General features: G+C 28.3%; 20 protein-coding genes. 7 read left to right on the forward strand and 13 right to left on the reverse strand.

What is annotated here, in order from left to right; translation table 11 throughout:
• The first annotated feature begins 60 nt into the window (after positions 1-60).
• From mutY to Q0733_RS10350, 5 genes are read left to right on the forward strand one after another with little or no spacing between them, the layout of a single operon-like run.
• Positions 61-1,104 carry an A/G-specific adenine glycosylase gene (gene mutY / locus Q0733_RS10330; protein ID WP_298782136.1) on the forward strand — a complete coding sequence of 348 codons (1,044 nt, stop codon included), beginning with the start codon at positions 61-63 and terminating at the stop codon, positions 1,102-1,104.
• A gap of 40 nt (positions 1,105-1,144) precedes the next feature.
• Entirely contained in the window at positions 1,145-1,576 is a 432-nt protein-coding gene (locus tag Q0733_RS10335) for a single-stranded DNA-binding protein (RefSeq protein ID WP_298782137.1), read from the forward strand.
• A 19-nt stretch (positions 1,577-1,595) separates the two neighbouring features.
• On the forward strand, positions 1,596-2,924 hold the full coding sequence (locus Q0733_RS10340) for a gliding motility-associated protein GldE (RefSeq protein ID WP_298782138.1): 1,329 nt from the start codon (positions 1,596-1,598) through the stop codon (positions 2,922-2,924).
• Positions 2,917-3,465 (forward strand): gliding motility lipoprotein GldD, encoded by a 549-nt coding sequence (gldD, locus tag Q0733_RS10345; protein WP_298782139.1) that lies wholly within the window; start codon positions 2,917-2,919, stop codon positions 3,463-3,465. Before Q0733_RS10340 ends, gldD begins: the two co-directional genes overlap by 8 nt.
• 48 nt (positions 3,466-3,513) lie before the next feature.
• Positions 3,514-5,541, forward strand: coding sequence for a fibronectin type III domain-containing protein (locus Q0733_RS10350; RefSeq protein WP_298782140.1), 2,028 nt, complete (start codon positions 3,514-3,516; stop codon positions 5,539-5,541).
• Positions 5,542-5,545: 4 nt separating this feature from the next.
• Here the strand turns inward: Q0733_RS10350 and Q0733_RS10355 are convergent, their stop codons facing one another.
• From Q0733_RS10355 to Q0733_RS10410, 12 genes are all read right to left on the reverse strand, one after another.
• Entirely contained in the window at positions 5,546-7,315 is a 1,770-nt protein-coding gene (locus Q0733_RS10355) for a DNA mismatch repair protein MutS (RefSeq protein WP_298782141.1), read from the reverse strand.
• Positions 7,316-7,321: 6 nt separating this feature from the next.
• Positions 7,322-8,401: a HesA/MoeB/ThiF family protein gene (locus Q0733_RS10360; RefSeq protein ID WP_298782142.1), complete on the reverse strand. Its 1,080-nt coding sequence runs from the start codon at positions 8,399-8,401 to the stop codon at positions 7,322-7,324.
• A 62-nt stretch (positions 8,402-8,463) separates the two neighbouring features.
• Positions 8,464-9,597 (reverse strand): NTP transferase domain-containing protein, encoded by a 1,134-nt coding sequence (locus tag Q0733_RS10365; protein WP_298782143.1) that lies wholly within the window; start codon positions 9,595-9,597, stop codon positions 8,464-8,466.
• 99 nt (positions 9,598-9,696) lie between these two features.
• Positions 9,697-10,170, reverse strand: coding sequence for a cyclic pyranopterin monophosphate synthase MoaC (gene moaC, locus Q0733_RS10370; protein WP_298782144.1), 474 nt, complete (start codon positions 10,168-10,170; stop codon positions 9,697-9,699).
• 145 nt (positions 10,171-10,315) lie between these two features.
• Positions 10,316-11,545, reverse strand: coding sequence for a molybdopterin molybdotransferase MoeA (locus tag Q0733_RS10375; protein ID WP_298782145.1), 1,230 nt, complete (start codon positions 11,543-11,545; stop codon positions 10,316-10,318).
• A gap of 46 nt (positions 11,546-11,591) precedes the next feature.
• The gene (gene moaA, locus Q0733_RS10380) at positions 11,592-12,584 is read right to left on the reverse strand and encodes a GTP 3',8-cyclase MoaA (protein WP_298782146.1); all 993 of its coding nucleotides are present in this window, start codon (positions 12,582-12,584) and stop codon (positions 11,592-11,594) included.
• On the reverse strand, positions 12,585-12,998 hold the full coding sequence (locus tag Q0733_RS10385; protein WP_298782147.1) for a YeeE/YedE thiosulfate transporter family protein: 414 nt from the start codon (positions 12,996-12,998) through the stop codon (positions 12,585-12,587).
• 3 nt (positions 12,999-13,001) lie between these two features.
• The gene (locus Q0733_RS10390) at positions 13,002-13,559 is read right to left on the reverse strand and encodes a YeeE/YedE thiosulfate transporter family protein (RefSeq protein ID WP_298782148.1); all 558 of its coding nucleotides are present in this window, start codon (positions 13,557-13,559) and stop codon (positions 13,002-13,004) included.
• 67 nt (positions 13,560-13,626) lie between these two features.
• The gene (locus Q0733_RS10395; RefSeq protein WP_298782149.1) at positions 13,627-14,862 is read right to left on the reverse strand and encodes a glycosyltransferase N-terminal domain-containing protein; all 1,236 of its coding nucleotides are present in this window, start codon (positions 14,860-14,862) and stop codon (positions 13,627-13,629) included.
• Between the two features lie 94 nt (positions 14,863-14,956).
• Positions 14,957-15,217, reverse strand: coding sequence for a 50S ribosomal protein L27 (rpmA, locus tag Q0733_RS10400; protein WP_036782547.1), 261 nt, complete (start codon positions 15,215-15,217; stop codon positions 14,957-14,959).
• A 43-nt stretch (positions 15,218-15,260) separates the two neighbouring features.
• Positions 15,261-15,905: a 50S ribosomal protein L21 gene (gene rplU, locus Q0733_RS10405; protein WP_298782150.1), complete on the reverse strand. Its 645-nt coding sequence runs from the start codon at positions 15,903-15,905 to the stop codon at positions 15,261-15,263.
• Between the two features lie 150 nt (positions 15,906-16,055).
• A complete protein-coding gene (locus Q0733_RS10410) occupies positions 16,056-16,928 on the reverse strand; it encodes a DMT family transporter (RefSeq protein ID WP_298782151.1) in 873 nt (290 codons plus the stop codon).
• Positions 16,929-17,019: 91 nt separating this feature from the next.
• Between Q0733_RS10410 and Q0733_RS10415 the strand changes: the two genes are divergently transcribed.
• Positions 17,020-17,478 (forward strand): cation transporter, encoded by a 459-nt coding sequence (locus Q0733_RS10415; RefSeq protein ID WP_298782153.1) that lies wholly within the window; start codon positions 17,020-17,022, stop codon positions 17,476-17,478.
• 187 nt (positions 17,479-17,665) lie between these two features.
• Positions 17,666-18,016: a nicotinic acid mononucleotide adenyltransferase gene (locus Q0733_RS10420; protein ID WP_298782154.1), complete on the forward strand. Its 351-nt coding sequence runs from the start codon at positions 17,666-17,668 to the stop codon at positions 18,014-18,016.
• A 68-nt stretch (positions 18,017-18,084) separates the two neighbouring features.
• Here Q0733_RS10420 and Q0733_RS10425 read toward each other — a convergent pair whose 3' ends face one another.
• Positions 18,085-19,254 (reverse strand): hypothetical protein, encoded by a 1,170-nt coding sequence (locus tag Q0733_RS10425; protein WP_298782155.1) that lies wholly within the window; start codon positions 19,252-19,254, stop codon positions 18,085-18,087.
• Positions 19,255-19,367 lie beyond the last annotated feature (113 nt).

The raw sequence follows: 19,367 nt of genomic DNA on the forward strand, positions 1-19,367 counted from the left end.
CTTAAACACTTAAATTTATGTGAATTTTAAAATGTAATATTGCATTTCTATTTTTTACACATGATTTTTTCTAACACATTAATTTACTGGTACTTAAAAAATAATAGAGAATTGCCTTGGCGCAAAACCAAAAACCCATACTTTATTTGGTTATCAGAAATTATGTTACAGCAAACAAGAGTTGCACAAGGTTTGGCATATTATCTAAAATTTACTGAAAAATTTCCAACAGTTTTTGACCTCGCAAAAGCCGATGAAAGTACCGTTTTAAAAATGTGGCAAGGTTTGGGTTATTATTCTCGCGCACGAAATTTACATTTTACGGCAAAACATATTGCAAATGAATTAAATGGCGAATTTCCATCAACATATAAAGAAATCATAAAATTAAAAGGAATTGGAGATTATACAGCCTCAGCAATTGCTTCAATTTGTTTTAAGGAAGCCGCAGCTGTTGTAGATGGAAACGTTTACAGGGTGCTTTCTAGGTATTATGGTATTAAAACACCTATTAACTCATCTGCAGGTATTAGAGAATTTAAAGCCCTAGCGCAGACTTTAATTGACAAAACACAACCAGGGAATTACAATCAAGCACTTATGGATTTTGGTGCACTACATTGCAAACCACAAAATCCTTTATGCGAAACTTGTCCTTTTGCTGATAGTTGTGTAGCTTTAGAAAAGAGTTTAACAAAAGAATTACCTGTAAAAGAGAAGAAAATTAAAGTAAGAAATCGTTATTTTAACTTTTTAGTGATAAAAACGAACGATAATAAAACTGTTTTATCAGAAAGAAAAGGAAAAGGAATTTGGCAAGGTTTGTATCAATTTCCATTAATTGAAAGCAATAAAATCATCAATAAAAATGAGTTGATTTCATCTGAAGAATTCATCAATTTATTTCCTTATCAAACCACAATTTCACTTTTTAATAAAAAGGAAATTATTCATAAATTATCTCATCAACATTTATACACTCAATTTTGGATTGTAGAAACTAAAAACTTCTCTAAAACAAATATAAACTGGTCAGAAATAGAAAAATTTCCTGTTCCTGTTCTAATTGCTAATTTTTTAGAAACATTTCTAACTAAAAAGTAATTGAAATTTTTAGTACTTTTGATATACTAATAATTAAGCTATGGCAGGAACAATAAACAAAGTAATTTTAATTGGTAATTTAGGTGATGATGTAAAAATGCATTATTTTGATGATCAAAATTGTGTGGGTCGTTTTCCAATTGCTACTAGCGAAAGTTATACTAATAAACAAACCGGAGAAAAAGTAACAACAACAGATTGGCACAATTTAGTAGTTAGAAATGGACTAGCTAAAGTTTGTGAAAAGTACCTAGCTAAAGGTGATAAAATATATGTGGAAGGAAAATTAAAAAACCGCCAATGGGAGCAAGATGGAGTAAAACGTTATGCTACAGAAGTTCATGTAAATGAAATGACAATGTTATCTACCAAAAAAAACACGGACACTTCTAATGTTCCTCCACAAAACCAACAACCTTCTGTACAACCAAAATCGGTTGCAAAAGAAGAAAATGACGACTTACCATTTTAATTAATCAAAACGCGATAATTTGGACCCAGATCCTGAACATTTGTTAATACATTTTTCTTCCATAGATTTACTTCATTCTTTAAACGGAATTGCACTTATTATTTTACTAATTTGTTCTGCCTTAATTTCTGGAACAGAAGTTGCTTTTTTCTCACTTTCGCAAACAGATTTAGACGAACTTGATAAGGAAAGTAAAAGCGAAAATATTATTGTAAAATTATTAGAAAAACCTCAAAAGTTATTGGCAACAATTTTAATTACTAATAATTTTATCAATATTTTAATTGTACTTCTTTTTGCCTCTTTAGCTGAAAGTTTATTTAATGATTTTAATTACAATTTAAATCTTCATTTTTTTACAATTCCAGTTCGTTTTTTAATAGAAATAATACTTGTTACTTTTTTAATTCTCTTATTTGGAGAGGTTTTACCAAAAATATACGCTTCTAGAAATGCGCTTCGTTTTTCTAAAATAATGTCTAAATTTATACATGTTATCAATATATTTTTAACACCTTTTACACTGCCATTAATTACCCTAACAAAATATATTGAAAAGAAATTAGGTAGTAAAAACAGTAATTTTTCTGTTGAAACTTTATCACAAGCTTTAGAATTAACTTCTGATGGAGCAACTACAAAAGATGAGCAAAAAATTTTAGAAGGCATCGTAAATTTTGGTAATACAGAAACGGTGCAAATTATGAAACCAAGAATAGATATTTTTGCACTTTCTGATGATGAATCTTATGAAACTGTTCTTAGCAAAATTCAAAAAAAAGGCTACTCTAGAAACCCTGTTTATAAAGAAAATATAGACACAATTATTGGTGTTTTGTATTCTAAAGACTTATTAGCACATTTAAATAAAACAAATTTTAAGTGGCAATCTTTGTTAAGAGAACCCTTTTTTGTGCCAGAAAATAAAAAATTAGATGACTTGTTAAGCGATTTTAGAGAGAAAAAAAATCACTTAGCAATTGTTGTTGACGAGTACGGAGGAACAAGTGGTTTGGTTACCTTAGAAGACGTTATTGAAGAAATTGTGGGAGATATTAATGATGAGTTTGACGATGATGATTTAGCTTACTCTAAGATTGACGAAAACAATTATGTTTTTGAAGGCAAAACAACTATAAAAGATTTTTGCAAGGTTTTAGATGATGAAGATGAAGAAATTTTTGAACGTGAAAAAGGCGAAAGCGAAACTTTAGCTGGTTTTATTTTAGAAATTTATGGTAAATTCCCTAAAAAAGGAGATAAAATAAATTTCAAAAATTATACGTTTACTATTGAAGCGTTAGATAAAAAACGCATAAAACAAGTTAAAGCAACTAGAAATGCGTAACCTTTTTTTTATTATAATTTCTCTTATTTTTCTTTCTTGTAATACAGATGTTTTACCAAAACCAAAAGGGTATTTAGGCTTAACATATCCGCAAAAAGAATACAAAATCCTTACTCTTAAAAGACCTTATACTTTTGATGTTTTAAAAAGAACTACTATTATTGATGATACAAATAATTGGTTAAAAATTAAATATCCTAATTTAAAAGCTTCTTTAGATATTACTTATAGGCCCATTGAAAACAACTTAATAGAACTTTTAACTGAAGCAGAAAAATTGGTTTTTAAACATGCTGTAAAAGCAGAACAAATTACCCCAAAAGACTTTGTGAATCCTAAAAAAAGAGTCTTTGGAAGTTTGTATGAAATTACAGGAAACGCAGCCTCAAACCTACAGTTTCATGTTACAGACAGTACAAGTAATTTTATAAAAGGTTCTTTGTATTTCTACGCAAAACCTAACTACGATTCTATTTTACCTGCAGTTGCGTATATAAGAGAAGATGTTTTAAAATTAATTGAAACTTTAGAGTGGAAGTAAATTAATTCTTTTTTTATCTTTAGAAAAAAACTAAAAAAGTTGTTTATTATGAAAATGCTATCTAAATTTTCTCTACTAATAACCTTATCCCTACTATTATTTTCTTGTGAAAATGAAGAAATAATAGATGATTATATTCAAAGAGATGCTAATGCCAGTCATTTAATAGGTACTTGGGCTATACAAACTGTTACTATTAATGGCAATACTTCAGAAGCCCCAATAAGTTTTCAAGAATGTGGTACAGACTATTTTACATATTCTGCTGATAATGTTTATCAAGAAACTGTTTTTAAAACGTCTTTATGTAATGCCGATAAAGCCAATGCAAACTGGGCCTTAAAAGATGGCATTATTAACTTATCATCAAATACTGGTGAATCACAAACTATAGAGGTTAGAAAATTAAATGAAAACATTTTTATTTTTCAAGTTTATTTAGATTTAGATGTAAATAATGGCACTGAAGCCTATATTTTTACAGCTACAAGGTACACACCTCCCAAAGAAGTTGACATTTACACAGATACATTTTATCAAAAATCAAATGATAGTCAAATAGAATTTACTTGGAATAAATACTCAGGCTATAAAACATTTCTAAAATATGAAATCTACAGAACAGATGAAACTTGCAACTCATCATCTGTAAAATTAATAAAAACAATAACAGATGTAAATGAAAACTACTTTGTAGACTTAGAGGCTTTTTCTACTGAACATTGTTATCAACTTAAAATTTATACAGATGAAGGCCTATTAGGAGAAAGTAATTTAATAACCATTTTTACTGATAATCTTAGACCAGAACATGTAAATTTTGTCAATGCTAATGTTAATAACGAGTCTGTAACCTTAACTTGGGAAAAATCTGAAGACCCTTATTTTTCTCATTACGAAATTAAATATTACGATACTCTAGATTTTACGCCAAACTATAACGAACATGTTACCGTTATAGATGATGTAAATATTACCAGTTTTACAGACACAAACCCTCCTTATTTATTACAACCTGTATATGTAATTTTAGTTTATAATAAGTTTGGAAACTACAGTTATATCATAGAAAATGAAAACTCAATTTCTGTAAATTTAAACAGAATTGGTATGTTAGATATAGAATATTTATATAAAATGGTTTACGATAGAGAATCCAAGTCTTTTATATTTTATTACAGAGAATCTACTTATGGTAATTATAAATTTGCAAAATATAGTACTATAGATAAAAAATTTGTTGCAGAATCATACAAACAACCAACATCGTCTACAAGTACTAGTATGCAAATAATTGATTCTGAAACCGGCTATGGCAAAGAGTTTATTTACCCACAAAATGATGAATTATGGGTTTATAATGCAGATGATTTAACATACAAATACGCTTTTAATTTAAGCAATTCAAGCACAGGAAGTTTTAGTTATTTGGGAAATGATATTTGGGTTGTAACAGACAATGAGAATGTATTTACCTATTTAAGAAATAATGATGCTTTTACACTATTAGACAAAAAACCTCATTTTACACAACATCAAGGAAGTGGTCATTATGAAATTCTAAAAATAGATACAAACACCATATTAGTAAGTCATGATAATGAAGGTAGGGCTATACTTTATAAAATTGATGAAAATGGAATTATTGTCAATCATGGCATAAAAAATATTCCATTGCAATACAATTATAACCATAATAATGTGCAGTATAACTCCAATTCTACATACATCGTAAACACAACTAATAATAAAATTTACAGCGCTAATGATTATTCTCTTATAAAAGAATACAACTCTCCAGCAATAACATCAAATTTAAGTAGAGATGGATCAAAAATTTATGGCACAAATAATACCAGAGAACTTACAGACGATTACAATACTGCTAAAAAAGAAGTAATAATATATGATATAGCAACTAGAAACATAGAAACAAAAGAATCTAAAGGATATCCGTTATACATTACTGATAATGAAGATGGAAACATTATTTGTTTATCTGCAAATTTTCCTGGTGAGACATTTGATAATTTTGAAAGCAAAGTTAAAAATTTGTTTATAGAAGTAATTGAATAACAAATTAAACAATTTCCATTTTTTGCAATAAAAAAGAGGCGTTCATATTTTTACAAACTCCGTTTTTTAAAGTATAATCAAAATGAAGTTCGTTATCAATTATCTCTGCATCAAAATAATAATTTTTAATCTCTTTAAATTCATTTTCTAACTCGCACAAACTCACATCATGCGTTGCAATAATTCCTGTGGATTTAGATTTTGTTAATTTCTCAACAAATTTTTTAGAGCCAATTGCCTTGTCTTTACTATTTGTACCCTTTAAAATTTCATCTAAAATGATAAAATAATCCTTATCATGAATTTCATCAACAATAAATTTTAAACGCTTTAATTCCGAATAAAAATACGACTCATCTTCTGTTAAAGAATCTGTAGTTCTCATACTAGTAATCAATTTTATTGGCGTATATTCAAAACTTTTAGCACAAACAGGTAAACCACAATTTGCCATTACAATTGATAAAGAAACTGTTCTTAAAAAGGTGCTTTTACCAGCCATATTAGCTCCAGTAACTATAAAAAACTGCTCGTTTTCAATTGTAAAATTATTGTCAATTCTTTTATCAACTTTTAATAAAGGATGCCCTAAGTTGGTAGATTTTATAGTTTCTTTTTTTGATGTTATTGTTGGAAACACAAAATTTGGATGATTAAACTTAAAGTTAGCTAACGAGTTTTGAGCATCAAAATAAGCAACTACTTCAAACCATTTTTCTACTACATGTTTGTATTTTTTTATCCATTTTTCAACTTTAAGCGCATTGCTTATTTCAATTAAAAAAAGCCCATTGCCCAAAACAGCAATAATAATATTGTTTCTATTATCAAAAGCATCTAAAACTTTAGAAAATTCTTTAAAAATAAGAGAAGCTTTTTTATTTTCTGATTGAATTACTTTTTGTTTTTCTGTTAAATTTCTTGAAGAAAAAACCTCATTTTCTATTTCATTTAACAATTGATGATATTGCTTAAAAGTTTCTCTAACTTTATCCGTTTCAGAATATAAATTGTTTGTATTCTTTAAAAAAGCCCCAGTTATAAAAAGCCCCATAAAAAACCATACTAGTAAAAACGAAAAGGAAATATAACCAAAAGAAACTAGACCAATTAAAAGCACAGAAATTATTGAAAACCCTACTTGAATTATAGATAAAAACTTTGGAAAAACAGACGCGTAATTCTGAATCCAGTTTGTAATAAAATTGGTATTACTTTTTACAGTTACCAAACTAGCCAAAGCAGAAAAATGCTGACGCCATTTTACTTTTTCGGAAAGCTCATTAATAGCATTTTGCTTCTCTAAAATAGCATCGGTTTTATTTTCTGTAAAAACTTTAGCTAAGGTAATTTTTCCGTCTTTAGTTCTTGTTCTATTCGTATATTGGAAAAAAGAACCTTTACCAAATAAATCAATATCATTGCTATAAAAATGAGAAGGATTTATAAATTCTTTTCCAGATTCTAATAGATGAAACTCTCTATTTAGAACTTTTATTTCTGTTTTGTTGATGTTAATTTTAGCGTCAATAACATCTTTTTCTCTCTTTAATTTAAGGTACTTTAAAACTAAAAAGGAAAACAGAAAAATTCCTAAAAAAACAATGATAAAAACATCTGGATAGCTACCAAAAGTTAGGTAAATTAAAAAACAAGTAGCTAAAAAAACTGCAAATCTAAAAATACCTAAATTAATAAGTTTCCTTTTAAGAATAGAAGTTTCTTTTTCTAATTCGTTTTTTTGATTTAAATAAAAATCTAAAGGTCTTTTCATTTAATTTTATTTATAACTAGATATTCCACCAGTTAAATTCAACACTTCTAAATCTGGATATTTTGTTTTTAATCTTTCTACAGCCTTGTAACTATTAAAACCTCTTTGGCAAACCATCACATAGGTTTTACTCTTATCAATATTTATTTTATCTGCATCAAATTGATTGATATGAATAGTTTGCTGTACATTAAAAGGCAATTTTAAATTGTTTAAAACTGCTATAATTTCAAGGTTTTTATCACCTAATTTTTCTTTTAATTTTTCTGATGATATTTGCCAATCAGGATTTTGCCCAGCACAAACAGCATCTACATAGGTTTGAACTTTAAAAATCTTAGCAATTTTATCTTTTAGAAAAATCGGTTTTAACTTCATTTTTAATTGAGTGTTTTGCAACGAGTTGTAAATTAACAATTCATTTACTAATGGCTTTCCAATTTCTGTAATTAATTTTAAAACCTCGTTTACTTGTTGTGTTGCAATCATTCCAACAATAGAATTTAAGGTTCCTGCTGCTTCACAATTAGGAATGTCTGTTGCCATTTTTGGAAACGCATCTCTTAAATTTGAAGAATAAGTTCCGTCTTTTTGCAACACATTAAAAGTAGCTACATAACCATCAAACTTATATAAAGAACCATACACCAATGGCTTATTTTTAATAACACAAGCATCATTAATTAAGTATTTTGCGTGTAAAGAATCTGTTCCATCAACAACAACATCAACATTTTCTATCAACTCAAAAACATTTTCTTTTGTAATAGGCTTGTTAGTAAAATTTACTTCGGTAAACGGTGCTCTATTTTTTATAAATGATGATAAAGCTTCTGCTTTCGATTTGCCAACATCGTCTAAACTATAAAAAACTTGCCTGTGTAAATTGGTAATATCTACAGTATCAAAATCTACCAAATGGATTTTCCCAATTCCGCTTGAGGCTAAATACACCGCAATTGGACTTCCTAATCCGCCACAACCTACCACCAAAACAGATGCGTTTTGTAATTTTTGTTGCCCAACTTCACCAATTTCTGATAAAGTAATTTGACGTTTAAAAAGTTGGTTTATTCTTGGTTTCATTTTTTGTCATTGTGAGGAACGGAGCAATCTCCTCATTAAAATTAGATAATTAAATAAACAGATTACTTCGTTATTCTTGCTTGTAACGATAAGTAAGAAATTTCTTTTTTAGCCAAATCAAACTCTTCAGGCGTATTCACATTTCTAATAAAACTATCATCTACTTCTACTATTTCAACATCAGAATTGATTAACATTTTACGAGGACAAGAATACCCTTGCGCTAAATATTGCAATAAAATAGCATATGCTTTTGGCTCATAAATAGTTATTAAAGGCTCTACAAACTCTTTCCCTTTTCCTTTAATTGCAGTTGCTACTTTACTTGGATTTCTATGTTTTAAAACCAATTTTATAATCTCTTCATCTACAAAAGGAATATCTGTGGCCAACACAAACCAAGCGGCATTTGGGTCTTTCTGAAAAGCAGAACAAATTCCGCCAAATGGACCTAAATTTAAAAACTTATCATGAATCTCATCTTCTTTTTCTGATGCGTTTTGAACAGCATAAAAGGTTTCTAAATTATTGTTTTCTAACAATTCTTTTACCACCTCTTTTTGAGGTTTTCCAAAATAATCGAGTTCAGATTTATCTGTTCCCATTCTTGTACTTTTTCCGCCAACCAAAACCAACCCTTTTACGGGAGCAATTTTTTCTAGAATAAGATTATTAATGTGATTCGTAATCTTATCAACCTCATCAATTGTATAACAAGAAATATTCTTTATCTGCGGATATTTATCTTCCAAAAAAGAAAAATATTTTGTCTCCTCTTTTAGTTTAATAATAAACTGAATATTATCTAACTGCTCTAATCTTTTTAAAACTGAAGCTTCTTTTGCATCATCTAAAATTAAAATTTGTTTTGCACCTTGATAATGGTTTCCGTTGATAAAAACAAAATCATATTGTGCAAATTGCAAACGCTGTTCAAACTTATTTACGTTACCAGAAGTTGTAATTTGTAAATTTCCTTGATGATGAAAAGTAAATTCAGACAATTTATTTTCTTCAACATCTTTTGCATGAGAGGCATCAAAATACGCTAATTTATAGTTTGATAATTTCTCAGAAACTTGATGAACCAAATCAGAAATAATACCACAATTTGTTCCTAAAATGGCAATTTCGTTTGGGGCAAAATTATCATTATTTCGTCTAATTAAATTTGTATGTTTTTTGTGCTTTTTCATCTTCTGCTGAACTTGTTTCAGTATCTTTTAATCATTGCAAATAAAGTGAAGCAATCTTTTTATCGAGAGATTACTTCGTCATACTTCCTCGTAATGACGCTAGTTTTTTATATCAGATTTTCCGCCTGTTTTTTCTAATAATTTTACTTCTCTAATTATCATTTTCTGACTGATACTTTTACACATATCATAAATAGTTAAACACGTAATATTTACACCCGTTAAAGCTTCCATTTCTACACCAGTTTTACCTGTAATTGTTACTTTACAAAGTACTTCTATGTTTTCAGCATCTACAATTTCTATATCTACATCAACGCCATTAATTAATAATGGATGACACATAGGTATTAATTCTGATGTCTTTTTAACACCCTGAATTCCTGCAATAATTGCCGTTTGAAAAACAGGTCCTTTTTTGGTGATTAACTCATCATCTGTAAAATGAGAAATTACTTCTTTTCCTAAAAACATGGTTGCTTTTGCAATAGCTGTTCTTTTGGTAATTTTCTTGTCAGAAACATTTACCATTTTTGGGTTGTTCTTTTTATTTATGTGTGTAAAGTTTCCCATAATTTTAGTTTTAAATTTTGAGCGATTAATTTTTAGCTTCTCTTGTCTCTTTTAATGAAAATTCAAAGCTTTTCTTTTGAACAATACTTTCTTTCATAGCTATATTTTAAATTTAACACTCAAAACTAAACATTTAAAATTATAATTATCTATATCTTAAAATTGGAAAAACTTCTCCTTTTTTAAACTCATTTTTATCATTTGGTAATTGAATAAAAGCATCTGTATGCACCAAACTAGCTAAATCTCCAGAACCATTTCCGATAATTGGAGTTGCGATTAAATGCCCAAATTTGTAACTTAATTTTACTTGTAAAAAGTAGTCTAAATTTGGTTTAAAAGTGACATCGGCGTTTAAAATTGCAGTTTCTTTTTCTACATCTAGTCCTACTAATTTATAATACCAAGGATAAAAATACGCCAAACAATTTACAAAAGTAGAAATTGGGTTTCCAGGAAAACCGAACACAATTGTGTTTTTTTGGTATTTATTCTCCTTGAGTTTATCAGTATCCAAAGATGATTTATGTCCAAACCAAAATGGTTTACCTGGTCTTTGCGCTACTTTATGAAAGAGTTTTTTTACTTCTAATTCTTCAAAAACTTCTGGTAAAAAATCAAACTTTCCTTTACTAACTGCTCCGCTAAAAAGTAATACATCATATTCTTTTAAATATCTTTCAATTTTAGATTTTAAAACAATTTTATCATCAGTAATATGCGCTGTTTCAGATGGAATATTTAATTTTTCTAATAACGAAACCAATGTAAAAACATTGCTTCTTCTTATTTGATGTTCTAACGGAATTTGATCAACAGCAACCAATTCATCGCCTGTTGATATAATAATCACTTTTGGCTGTTTTGCTACTTTTACAAATGATTTACCTACAGTAGCCAAAACCCCTATTTCTGCTGCCGATATTTTGGTGGTTTTTTTGATTAATAAATCGCCAACTTTACCATCTTTCCCTTTATTATGTATGTTTTGCCCTTCATTAATCAAATTAATATTGATAGTTGCTACTCCATTTTCTATCGTAAGATCTTCATAACGAATAACAGTATTTGCATTATTTGGTAAAACTGCGCCTGTCATTACTTCTATACAATTTTCAGAATTTTGAAGTGTCATTTGCTCACTTCCTGCAGCTTGAATACCTTCTATTTTAAAGCTTTTTTGTCCGTTTTTAAATGATTCATAATCAATTGTAATTCCATCCATAGAAACTCTGTTAAAAGGCGGGAAATCTCTATCTGCAAGAATATCTTCTTTTAAAATTCTACCTACAGATTTTATAAACGAGATTTCTTCAACTCCAAAATTTTGAGTTGAATTTAAAACTGTTTCTAAGGCTTTTTCTACTGAAATCATTATTTAAAAATGTGAATCGTTTATTTGTCTAACTGTTTTGTTGAACTTACCCTCCAATTGTACTCATACTTTCAGAAACATTTCCTTTTTTACGATTTGCTTCTGCTATAAATCCGTTTTCTGGTTTTTCTTTTATCAAACTTAAAAAGAGTTCTTTTAGATCTTCATTAGAAGCACCGTTTCTTATAAAATCTCTTAAATTAAAAACGCCATCATCAAACAAACAGTTTTTAAAAGTACCTGTACTTGTAATTCTAATTCGATTACAATCATTACAAATAGTTCTTGTAAAAGCAGGAATAATTCCAATAGTACCCAAGTGATTATCTATTTTATAATTTCTTGAAGTAGATGATTTTTCGGATTGAATTTCCTCAACTATAAACTCCGTTTTTATTTCTTCTAAAATCTTTTTTAATGTCCAATTCTCTTTCATTTCTCGTTGCCCTTTTCCGTTAAAAGGCATTTCTTCAATAAAACGAACAGCAACGTTTTTATCTTTTGTTAATCTTACAAAATCTGTAATTTCATCGGTATTAAAACCAGATTGTACAACCACATTTAATTTTAGGTCTAAACTACTTTTTTCTAATAATTCAAACGTTTTATAAACTTCAGGAAAAACATCTCTTCTTGTAATTTTTGCAAATTTGTCAGCATTTAAACTATCAATACTTAAATTTATTTTTTTTACCTTTTCAAGATTTTCAATGGTTGAAATATGTTGAGAAATTAATGCGCCATTTGTTGTGATATTGATTTCATCTAACAAATCATTAAAAGACAACATTTCTAAAAAATCTACAAAATCTTTTCTAACAAAAGGCTCACCTCCTGTTAAACGTACTTTTTTAACACCTAGTTCTGTTAGCACACGAATTAAACGATACATTTCTTTAAAGGTCAGTAATTCTTGCCTTGGTACAATATCAATACCATGAGCTGGCATACAATATTGGCAACGCAAATTACAACGATCTGTAACTGCTAATCGCACATATTCTATTCGCCTGCCAAAACTATCTGTTAATTTGCTCATTTAATTTGGTAATCTCTTACTTATTAATCCATAGAAAAATGCCCCTAAAAGTGCACCAAATAATAAAATTAATGCTGGTATTAATTGAAACCCAAAGATTACAAAAATTGGAGCTGCACAAGCCCCTGAAATCCCCCAACCTAAGCCAAAAAGTGTCCCTCCAAAAACGGTACTTATAAAGCCTTTTTTCTTCGGTTTTGGTACTATTTTATTTCCGTTGATATCTTTTATTTTTCCGCTTTTAAATAACTGCATAAAAACAGCAGAAATTACAACCGCTCCGCCAATAATACCAAACATATGAAAAGATTGAAATTTAAACATTTCGTAAAAGCGATACCAAGAAATAGCTTGTGTTTTACTTAAAACAATTGCGAAAAAAATTCCTAATATTAAAAATTTGATGTTTTTCATAACTTAAAAAATTAAAGGAATTACAAACCATGTAGCAATAATGCCACCAATAAAAAAGCCAATAACAGCAAGTAAAGATGGTAATTGCAAACTACTTAAACCTGTAATTGCATGACCAGAAGTACAACCACCGGCATAACGTGTTCCAAAACCAATTAGTAATCCTGAAATTAAAAGAATTAAAAATCCCTTTAATGAAAAGATAACATCGTTGCCAAAAATTTCATCAGGAAAATATTGATTACCAACATTTGAAAAACCTAAATTTGTAAGTTCTTGAACTGTTTTTGGGTTTAAATCTATGTTTGTATTTGGAATTAAATATGTTGCAGATATGAATCCACCAATAATTAATCCAATTACAAATAATAACGCAAAATCACGTTGTTTCCAATCTTTTTTAAAATAGTCAGAAACTTTACCAGCTCCTGCCATTGTACAAAGGGTTTCAAAATTTGTAGATGCCCCAAAATTTTGTCCAAAATAAAAATATAAGAATAGCGAAACTGCTATTAATGGCCCACCTATAAACCAAGCCCAAGGTTGTAATATAAAATCCATAATTTATTCATTTTTTTTTTGATACAATTTCGCTAAAAAATCGAAATCACCCGAATTGACATTTAATTTAAGTTTTATCTTTTAAATAATTCATAATTATTTTTGTTGCTCCAAGATTATCTTTAATATATCTTTTATTAATAGCTCCTGTTAATTTTCTTTCTCCTTCTTCAATTTTTAAATCAATTAAACTCTTAGTAAATTCTTCTTGATTTTGAACCGAAATACAACCACCAATCTTCACCAAATCTACTGCTTCTTTAAATTTGTCATATTTATCGCCTATAATAACAGGAATTCCAAAAGTTGCTGGTTCTAAAATATTATGTAAGCCTGTTTTTAAACCTCCACCAACATAAGCTACATCTGCAGCAGCGTAAATTTTAGTTAAAATTCCTATGGTATCAATTATAAAAACTTGATATTTTGATAAATCTTTATTTATTTTTTCGGAATACAAAACTGTTTTTTTGTTGATAGATTTCTGTAAATCTAAAATTGCATCTTGCTTAATATTATGTGGCGCAATTATAAATTTCTCATTTTCTGATGCATCATTATTTATGTAATTTACCAACAATTCTTCATCTTCTTGCCATGTGCTTCCTGCAACAATTGTGTAGGTATTGTTTTTAAATTCGTTTATAAAATCTAGAGAATTATCTTGTTCTAAAATTTTAGAAACTCTATCAAAACGTGTATCACCAGAAACTGTAACATTATTAAAATTAATACTTTCTAATAATTCTTTTGATTTTTGATTTTGCACAAAAAAGTGGTGAAAAGCTTGTAACGATTTACGCATAAATCCGCCATAAAATTTAAAGAAAATTTGATTTTCTCTCAAAATTCCTGAAACCAATATTGTTGGAATCTTTTGTAGTTTTAATTCGTTTAAAAAACTGGGCCAAAACTCATATTTTATAAAAATTGCTAAAGTAGGATTTACCTCTTCAATAAACTTTTTTGCATTCGATTTTGAATCTAAAGGCAAGTAACAAATTACATTTGCTAAATTATAATTTTTACGAATTTCATATCCTGAAGGAGAGAAGAAAGTAACTAATATTTTATAGGAAGAATAGCTTTTTTTTATTTCTTCAATAATAGGCCTGGCTTGTTCAAATTCACCCAAAGAAGCTGCATGAAACCAGATAATTTTATCTTCTTTTTTTAAAATAGAAAGTTTATCAAATGTTTCTTTTCTTCCATCAACAAAAAGTTTTATTTTTTCATTGAAGATTGCCACTACTTTTAAAAATAGTGACGCTAAAAAAACTGTGAAATTATACAGGAATTTCATAATGGTAAAAGTACAAAATGGATTTCTTTAAAACGAGAAAAAAGCTCAAACAAGTAAATGTTTGAGCTTTTTTTTATGCTTTTAGCTTATTATTTTAAGCTTCAAATGGAGTTATAGAAACATAAGACCTGTTGTCTTTTTTCTTTCTAAACTCAACAACACCATCAACCTTTGCATGTAAAGTATGATCTTTACCCATGTAAACGTTTTCTCCTGGATTGTGAGTTGTTCCTCTTTGACGAACAATAATATTACCTGCTATTGCAGCTTGTCCTCCAAATATTTTTACCCCTAGTCGTTTCGATTCTGATTCTCTACCATTCTTCGAACTACCTACACCTTTTTTATGTGCCATTTTCTTGAGTTTTTATAGGTTAAAGTTAAATTAGTGATTGAAATTATTTTTCAATTCCACCATCTAATCTATCTTGTAATTCTTTTAATTCGTCCCACTTACCTTCAGCAGCTAAACCTGCTTGTTTTGGCCAAGTAGTAGTTACTAAATGAGATAATCTAGAACTTGCTTCAGTTAAGATTTCACTCAATTTAGCTGGATCTGCTTTAGCTACTTTAGCAAAAGTATCTAAACCTGCATTTACTAAAGCTTCAGCAGCTTTAGGTCCTGCACCTTCAATTTTCTTTAAATCGTCAGCTTTAGTTTTTGTTGCTTTTTTTGCTTTAGGAGCCTCTACTTTAGCTTCCGCTTTTTTTGGAGCAGCTTTTTTAGTACCAGAAGCTGCTATAGATTCAATTTGAATCTCACTTAAATACTGTCTGTGTCCATTTTTCTTTTTGTATCCTTTTCTTCTTTTCTTTTTGAAAACGATTACTTTATCACCTTTTAAGTGACTTAAGATTTGAGCTGTTACTGAAGCTCCTTCTATAGCTGGGGCGCCAATAGTTACATTTCCACCATTATCAAGTAAAAGAACGTTATCAAAAGTAACTTTTGATCCTTCTTCCCCTTGTAAACGATGAACGTAAACTTTTTGGTCTTTTGCAACTTTAAACTGCTGCCCTGCTATCTCTACGATTGCGTACATACTATTAGTTTTGCGTAATTATACTTATTATTTTGCAATTTCTTGTTGAAAATGCGGGTGCAAATATACACCTTTTTTACAATCAAACAATATGATTTATTAAAAATAATTACATCAAAATCAAGCAAATAAATGTTTTTTTATTAGTAATTATTTCTCTTTATTAACCAAATACACGCCAATTAAAATAACTGCACCTGCAATTAATTGAATAAAACTTAGTTTTTCACCATCTAAAATCCCCCAAAAAACGGCAACAATTGGTATTAAATAAGTAACTGAAGATGCAAATATGGGCGATGCTAAATGCACCATTTTATTATAAAATATTTTTGCAATTCCTGTACCAAAAATTGCTAAAATAGAAATATAAGCTAAAGCTGTTAATTTTGATTCTGAAAATTCAAATGACACAAAAAAATCAGTAGATAATAGTACTAAAAGTGATGGAATAATTAAGATCAAAAAATTACCTGCTACAATACTCAAAGCACTTATATCACTTAAATGTTTTTTTACAATATTTACATTAAAAGCATAGCCTATTGAAGCGGTTATTACCAAAATTGAAAACCAATAATTTTGATTTGGATTTAAATCTGCACCTTTTAAAATTAGTAAAACGGTACCTATTAAACCAATAAAAATGCCCAATAATTGTTTCTTTTTAAACGTAAAACCAAATGCTAAAGCACCCACAATAAAAGTATTAAAAGGAGTTAAAGAATTTAAAATTGAGGTAATAGAACTATCAATACCAGAAACAGCATATGCAAATAAAAATACAGGAATAAATGTACCTAAAAGCGCTGTAGAAACAATATACTTATAATGTCTTCTCTTAATTTCTTTTAATGATTTAAAACCTATTATTAATAAAAATAGGCTTGCAATAAGAACTCTTAAAGCACCTAATTGAATTGGTGTTAAACCAATTAATGCTTTTTTCATTAAAATAAATGAGCTTCCCCAAACCAATGAAAGTAAGATCAAATACAACCATTTTTTTTGCTGAGTATTCATAAGCAGGTTAATTTTTACACAAAAATCAGTTAATTATTTAAACTCAATACTATTTTATTAATAAATTTGTACAATAATCTAATAATATAAAATGATGAAAATTAAAAATATACTAGCAATAATTGCCATATCATGTTTTGTTTTAACAGGATGTAAAAAAGAAGTAACTAAAGAAATAAAAAAAGAAACTTTAGCTGTTAACAAACAAAATGTTTCTTTAGCAATTTCTGGAATGACTTGTGAAATTGGTTGTGCAAAAACCATTCAATCTAAATTAACAAAAAAAGGCGGTGTTTTAAACGCTAAAGTTGTTTTTAAAGATAGTATTGCAAATATTGAATTTGATGCCAATACAACATCAAAAAAAGATTTAATTGCTTTTATTGATGGAATTGCAGGTGGAGATCTATATAAAGCTTCTGAAACTTCTGTTAAGATAAAAGCACATGCCTGTTCTGATAATTGCAAAGAAAAATGTGATATGAAAGAAAATAAAATGGAATGTAAAAAAGATTGTAAAATGGCTTGTTGTAAAGATAAAAAAGCATAAAAAATTAAATAAATATTTGAAAAACAGGTTTTTAGACCTGTTTTTTATGCCCTTAATTTTAAAAAACATTAGTACTAAGAACAATTTTAATTTTTCAATGTTAATTTAATGTTACCAAAATGTTTGGTAATTGTAATTAAATGTTTATATTTGTGTAAATAAAATAATAATTTTAAAAATTACACATATGAAAAACTTAATTTTAATCGCATTTTTTAGTTTGAGTTTTGTTGGTTTTTCTCAAGATCAAAAACCTACTTATAAAGTTGAAGGAGATTTAATAAAAGCAACTTATTATTACGAAGATGGTAGCATAAAAACTGAAGGCTTTTTTAAAGATAAAAAAATAACTGGAGAGTGGACACGTTTTGACAAAAAAGGAAATAAAACCCAAACTGCGTTTTACCAAAAAGGTAAAAAAGTTGGTAAATGGTTTATTTGGAACAAAGACGAGCTAAAAGAAATTAATTATGACAATAATATTGTTGTAAGTATGAACAATTGGAAAACCGACTCTAAAGTTGCTTATAACAGATAAAAAAATTATAAGTTCATAAAAAAAGCAGGCTAAAAGCCTGCTTTTTTTATGAACTTTATTTTCTAGGTTTAGAAATTGTATCCTGTCCAAGCAAACACTGTTTTGTCAGCACCACCTGTTGTTCCTTCTTCTAAAGAAATAGTAGCTCCACCTATTGTTGTGTTTTTTACATCTGTAATATCTAAATCATTTGCAGTATTTGCAACTGCAGATATAGATGTATTTTCTGTAGCATCACTTTTACTATCTTGTAAATCTATTACATCACTAAACGTTGCTCCTGAACCTAACTCTAAATAAGCGTTTGTAATTGTTGCAGTTGCATCTCTTCTAATTTTAATTCCATCAGACATTTGAACACCATCTGCATTATTTATTATGGTAACTCCATTAATTATAAAATTAGATTCGTTAATATCTGAAGGAGAATTTCCATCTAAATTTCCATCAGCTTCAATTCCTCTTGGATCAGAAGTTACTGCTGTATATCCATTTTCTCTAATTCCGTATAAATTTGTACAAGTTCCTACATAACCTTGTGTAAAATCGAACATATCATCTTTAGCATTTACTACCAAAATATTTGAAGCGTTTACAGTTCCTCCAAAAAATTCGATTCCATCATCATCTCCATTTAAAATAGCAATATTAGATAATGTTGTACCAGAACCAACTCCGTTTAAAGTTAAACCATTGTGTTCAGCTTCATCATCAATTCTTGCTCCTGTATATTCTAAAATTACATAGTTTAAAATTCCTGAATTGTCATCAGTTACATCACCACCAAATAAAATTGAATTTTTAACTTCTGTGGCTGCATTACTTTCTGAACCAGATTGACGACTTAAAGGCGCATTACCATTTATGATAATTCCTCCCCAATCACCAGCACTTGCAACTGTTGCACTAGATGTAATTTTAATTGGGTTTTCTTCAGTTCCATCAGCAATTATTTTACCTCCTTTTTCTACTAAAATATATACATCTGTACCACCTGCTAATGCATTAATTGTTGTACCAGCTTCTATAGTTAAAGTTGCGCCCTCTTTTACTAATAAAGCTCCTGTTAAATTATGAGCTACACCAGATTGTAATGTTAAATCCGAAGTTAAATTACCTGCTAAATTTTGTGCACTTACCTCACTTTCAATAACTGTTACATTGTCATCGTCACTTAGAGAACAACTTGAAAATACTAAAGTAGTAACTGCTAAGATTGTTAAAATTGAATTTTTCATTTTTTAAAATTTTGTTTAATTTTTTTACTTAATTAATTGTTTGATTATCTCTTACAAAGTTGCGCTTTAAACGTTTCTTTTATCTTATCTAAATTTTAAAGATTTGTTATTAA

Source organism: uncultured Polaribacter sp. (assembly GCF_947500975.1).
Classification (GTDB): domain Bacteria; phylum Bacteroidota; class Bacteroidia; order Flavobacteriales; family Flavobacteriaceae; genus Polaribacter.

What these genes read in the sequence shown, in the direction of transcription:
- Q0733_RS10365 (WP_298782143.1), bottom strand. Translation starts at nt 9,597, where the DNA reads ATGAAAAAGCACAAAAAACATACAAATTTAATTAGACGAAATAATGAT.
- Q0733_RS10415 (WP_298782153.1), top strand. Translation starts at nt 17,020, where the DNA reads ATGATGAAAATTAAAAATATACTAGCAATAATTGCCATATCATGTTTT.
- Q0733_RS10360 (WP_298782142.1), bottom strand. Translation starts at nt 8,401, where the DNA reads ATGAAACCAAGAATAAACCAACTTTTTAAACGTCAAATTACTTTATCA.
- Q0733_RS10375 (WP_298782145.1), bottom strand. Translation starts at nt 11,545, where the DNA reads ATGATTTCAGTAGAAAAAGCCTTAGAAACAGTTTTAAATTCAACTCAA.
- moaA (WP_298782146.1), bottom strand. Translation starts at nt 12,584, where the DNA reads ATGAGCAAATTAACAGATAGTTTTGGCAGGCGAATAGAATATGTGCGA.
- Q0733_RS10420 (WP_298782154.1), top strand. Translation starts at nt 17,666, where the DNA reads ATGAAAAACTTAATTTTAATCGCATTTTTTAGTTTGAGTTTTGTTGGT.
- Q0733_RS10350 (WP_298782140.1), top strand. Translation starts at nt 3,514, where the DNA reads ATGAAAATGCTATCTAAATTTTCTCTACTAATAACCTTATCCCTACTA.
- Q0733_RS10410 (WP_298782151.1), bottom strand. Translation starts at nt 16,928, where the DNA reads ATGAATACTCAGCAAAAAAAATGGTTGTATTTGATCTTACTTTCATTG.
- Q0733_RS10390 (WP_298782148.1), bottom strand. Translation starts at nt 13,559, where the DNA reads ATGGATTTTATATTACAACCTTGGGCTTGGTTTATAGGTGGGCCATTA.
- moaC (WP_298782144.1), bottom strand. Translation starts at nt 10,170, where the DNA reads ATGGGAAACTTTACACACATAAATAAAAAGAACAACCCAAAAATGGTA.
- rpmA (WP_036782547.1), bottom strand. Translation starts at nt 15,217, where the DNA reads ATGGCACATAAAAAAGGTGTAGGTAGTTCGAAGAATGGTAGAGAATCA.
- Q0733_RS10335 (WP_298782137.1), top strand. Translation starts at nt 1,145, where the DNA reads ATGGCAGGAACAATAAACAAAGTAATTTTAATTGGTAATTTAGGTGAT.
- rplU (WP_298782150.1), bottom strand. Translation starts at nt 15,905, where the DNA reads ATGTACGCAATCGTAGAGATAGCAGGGCAGCAGTTTAAAGTTGCAAAA.
- gldD (WP_298782139.1), top strand. Translation starts at nt 2,917, where the DNA reads ATGCGTAACCTTTTTTTTATTATAATTTCTCTTATTTTTCTTTCTTGT.
- Q0733_RS10395 (WP_298782149.1), bottom strand. Translation starts at nt 14,862, where the DNA reads ATGAAATTCCTGTATAATTTCACAGTTTTTTTAGCGTCACTATTTTTA.
- Q0733_RS10385 (WP_298782147.1), bottom strand. Translation starts at nt 12,998, where the DNA reads ATGAAAAACATCAAATTTTTAATATTAGGAATTTTTTTCGCAATTGTT.
- Q0733_RS10425 (WP_298782155.1), bottom strand. Translation starts at nt 19,254, where the DNA reads ATGAAAAATTCAATTTTAACAATCTTAGCAGTTACTACTTTAGTATTT.
- Q0733_RS10355 (WP_298782141.1), bottom strand. Translation starts at nt 7,315, where the DNA reads ATGAAAAGACCTTTAGATTTTTATTTAAATCAAAAAAACGAATTAGAA.
- mutY (WP_298782136.1), top strand. Translation starts at nt 61, where the DNA reads ATGATTTTTTCTAACACATTAATTTACTGGTACTTAAAAAATAATAGA.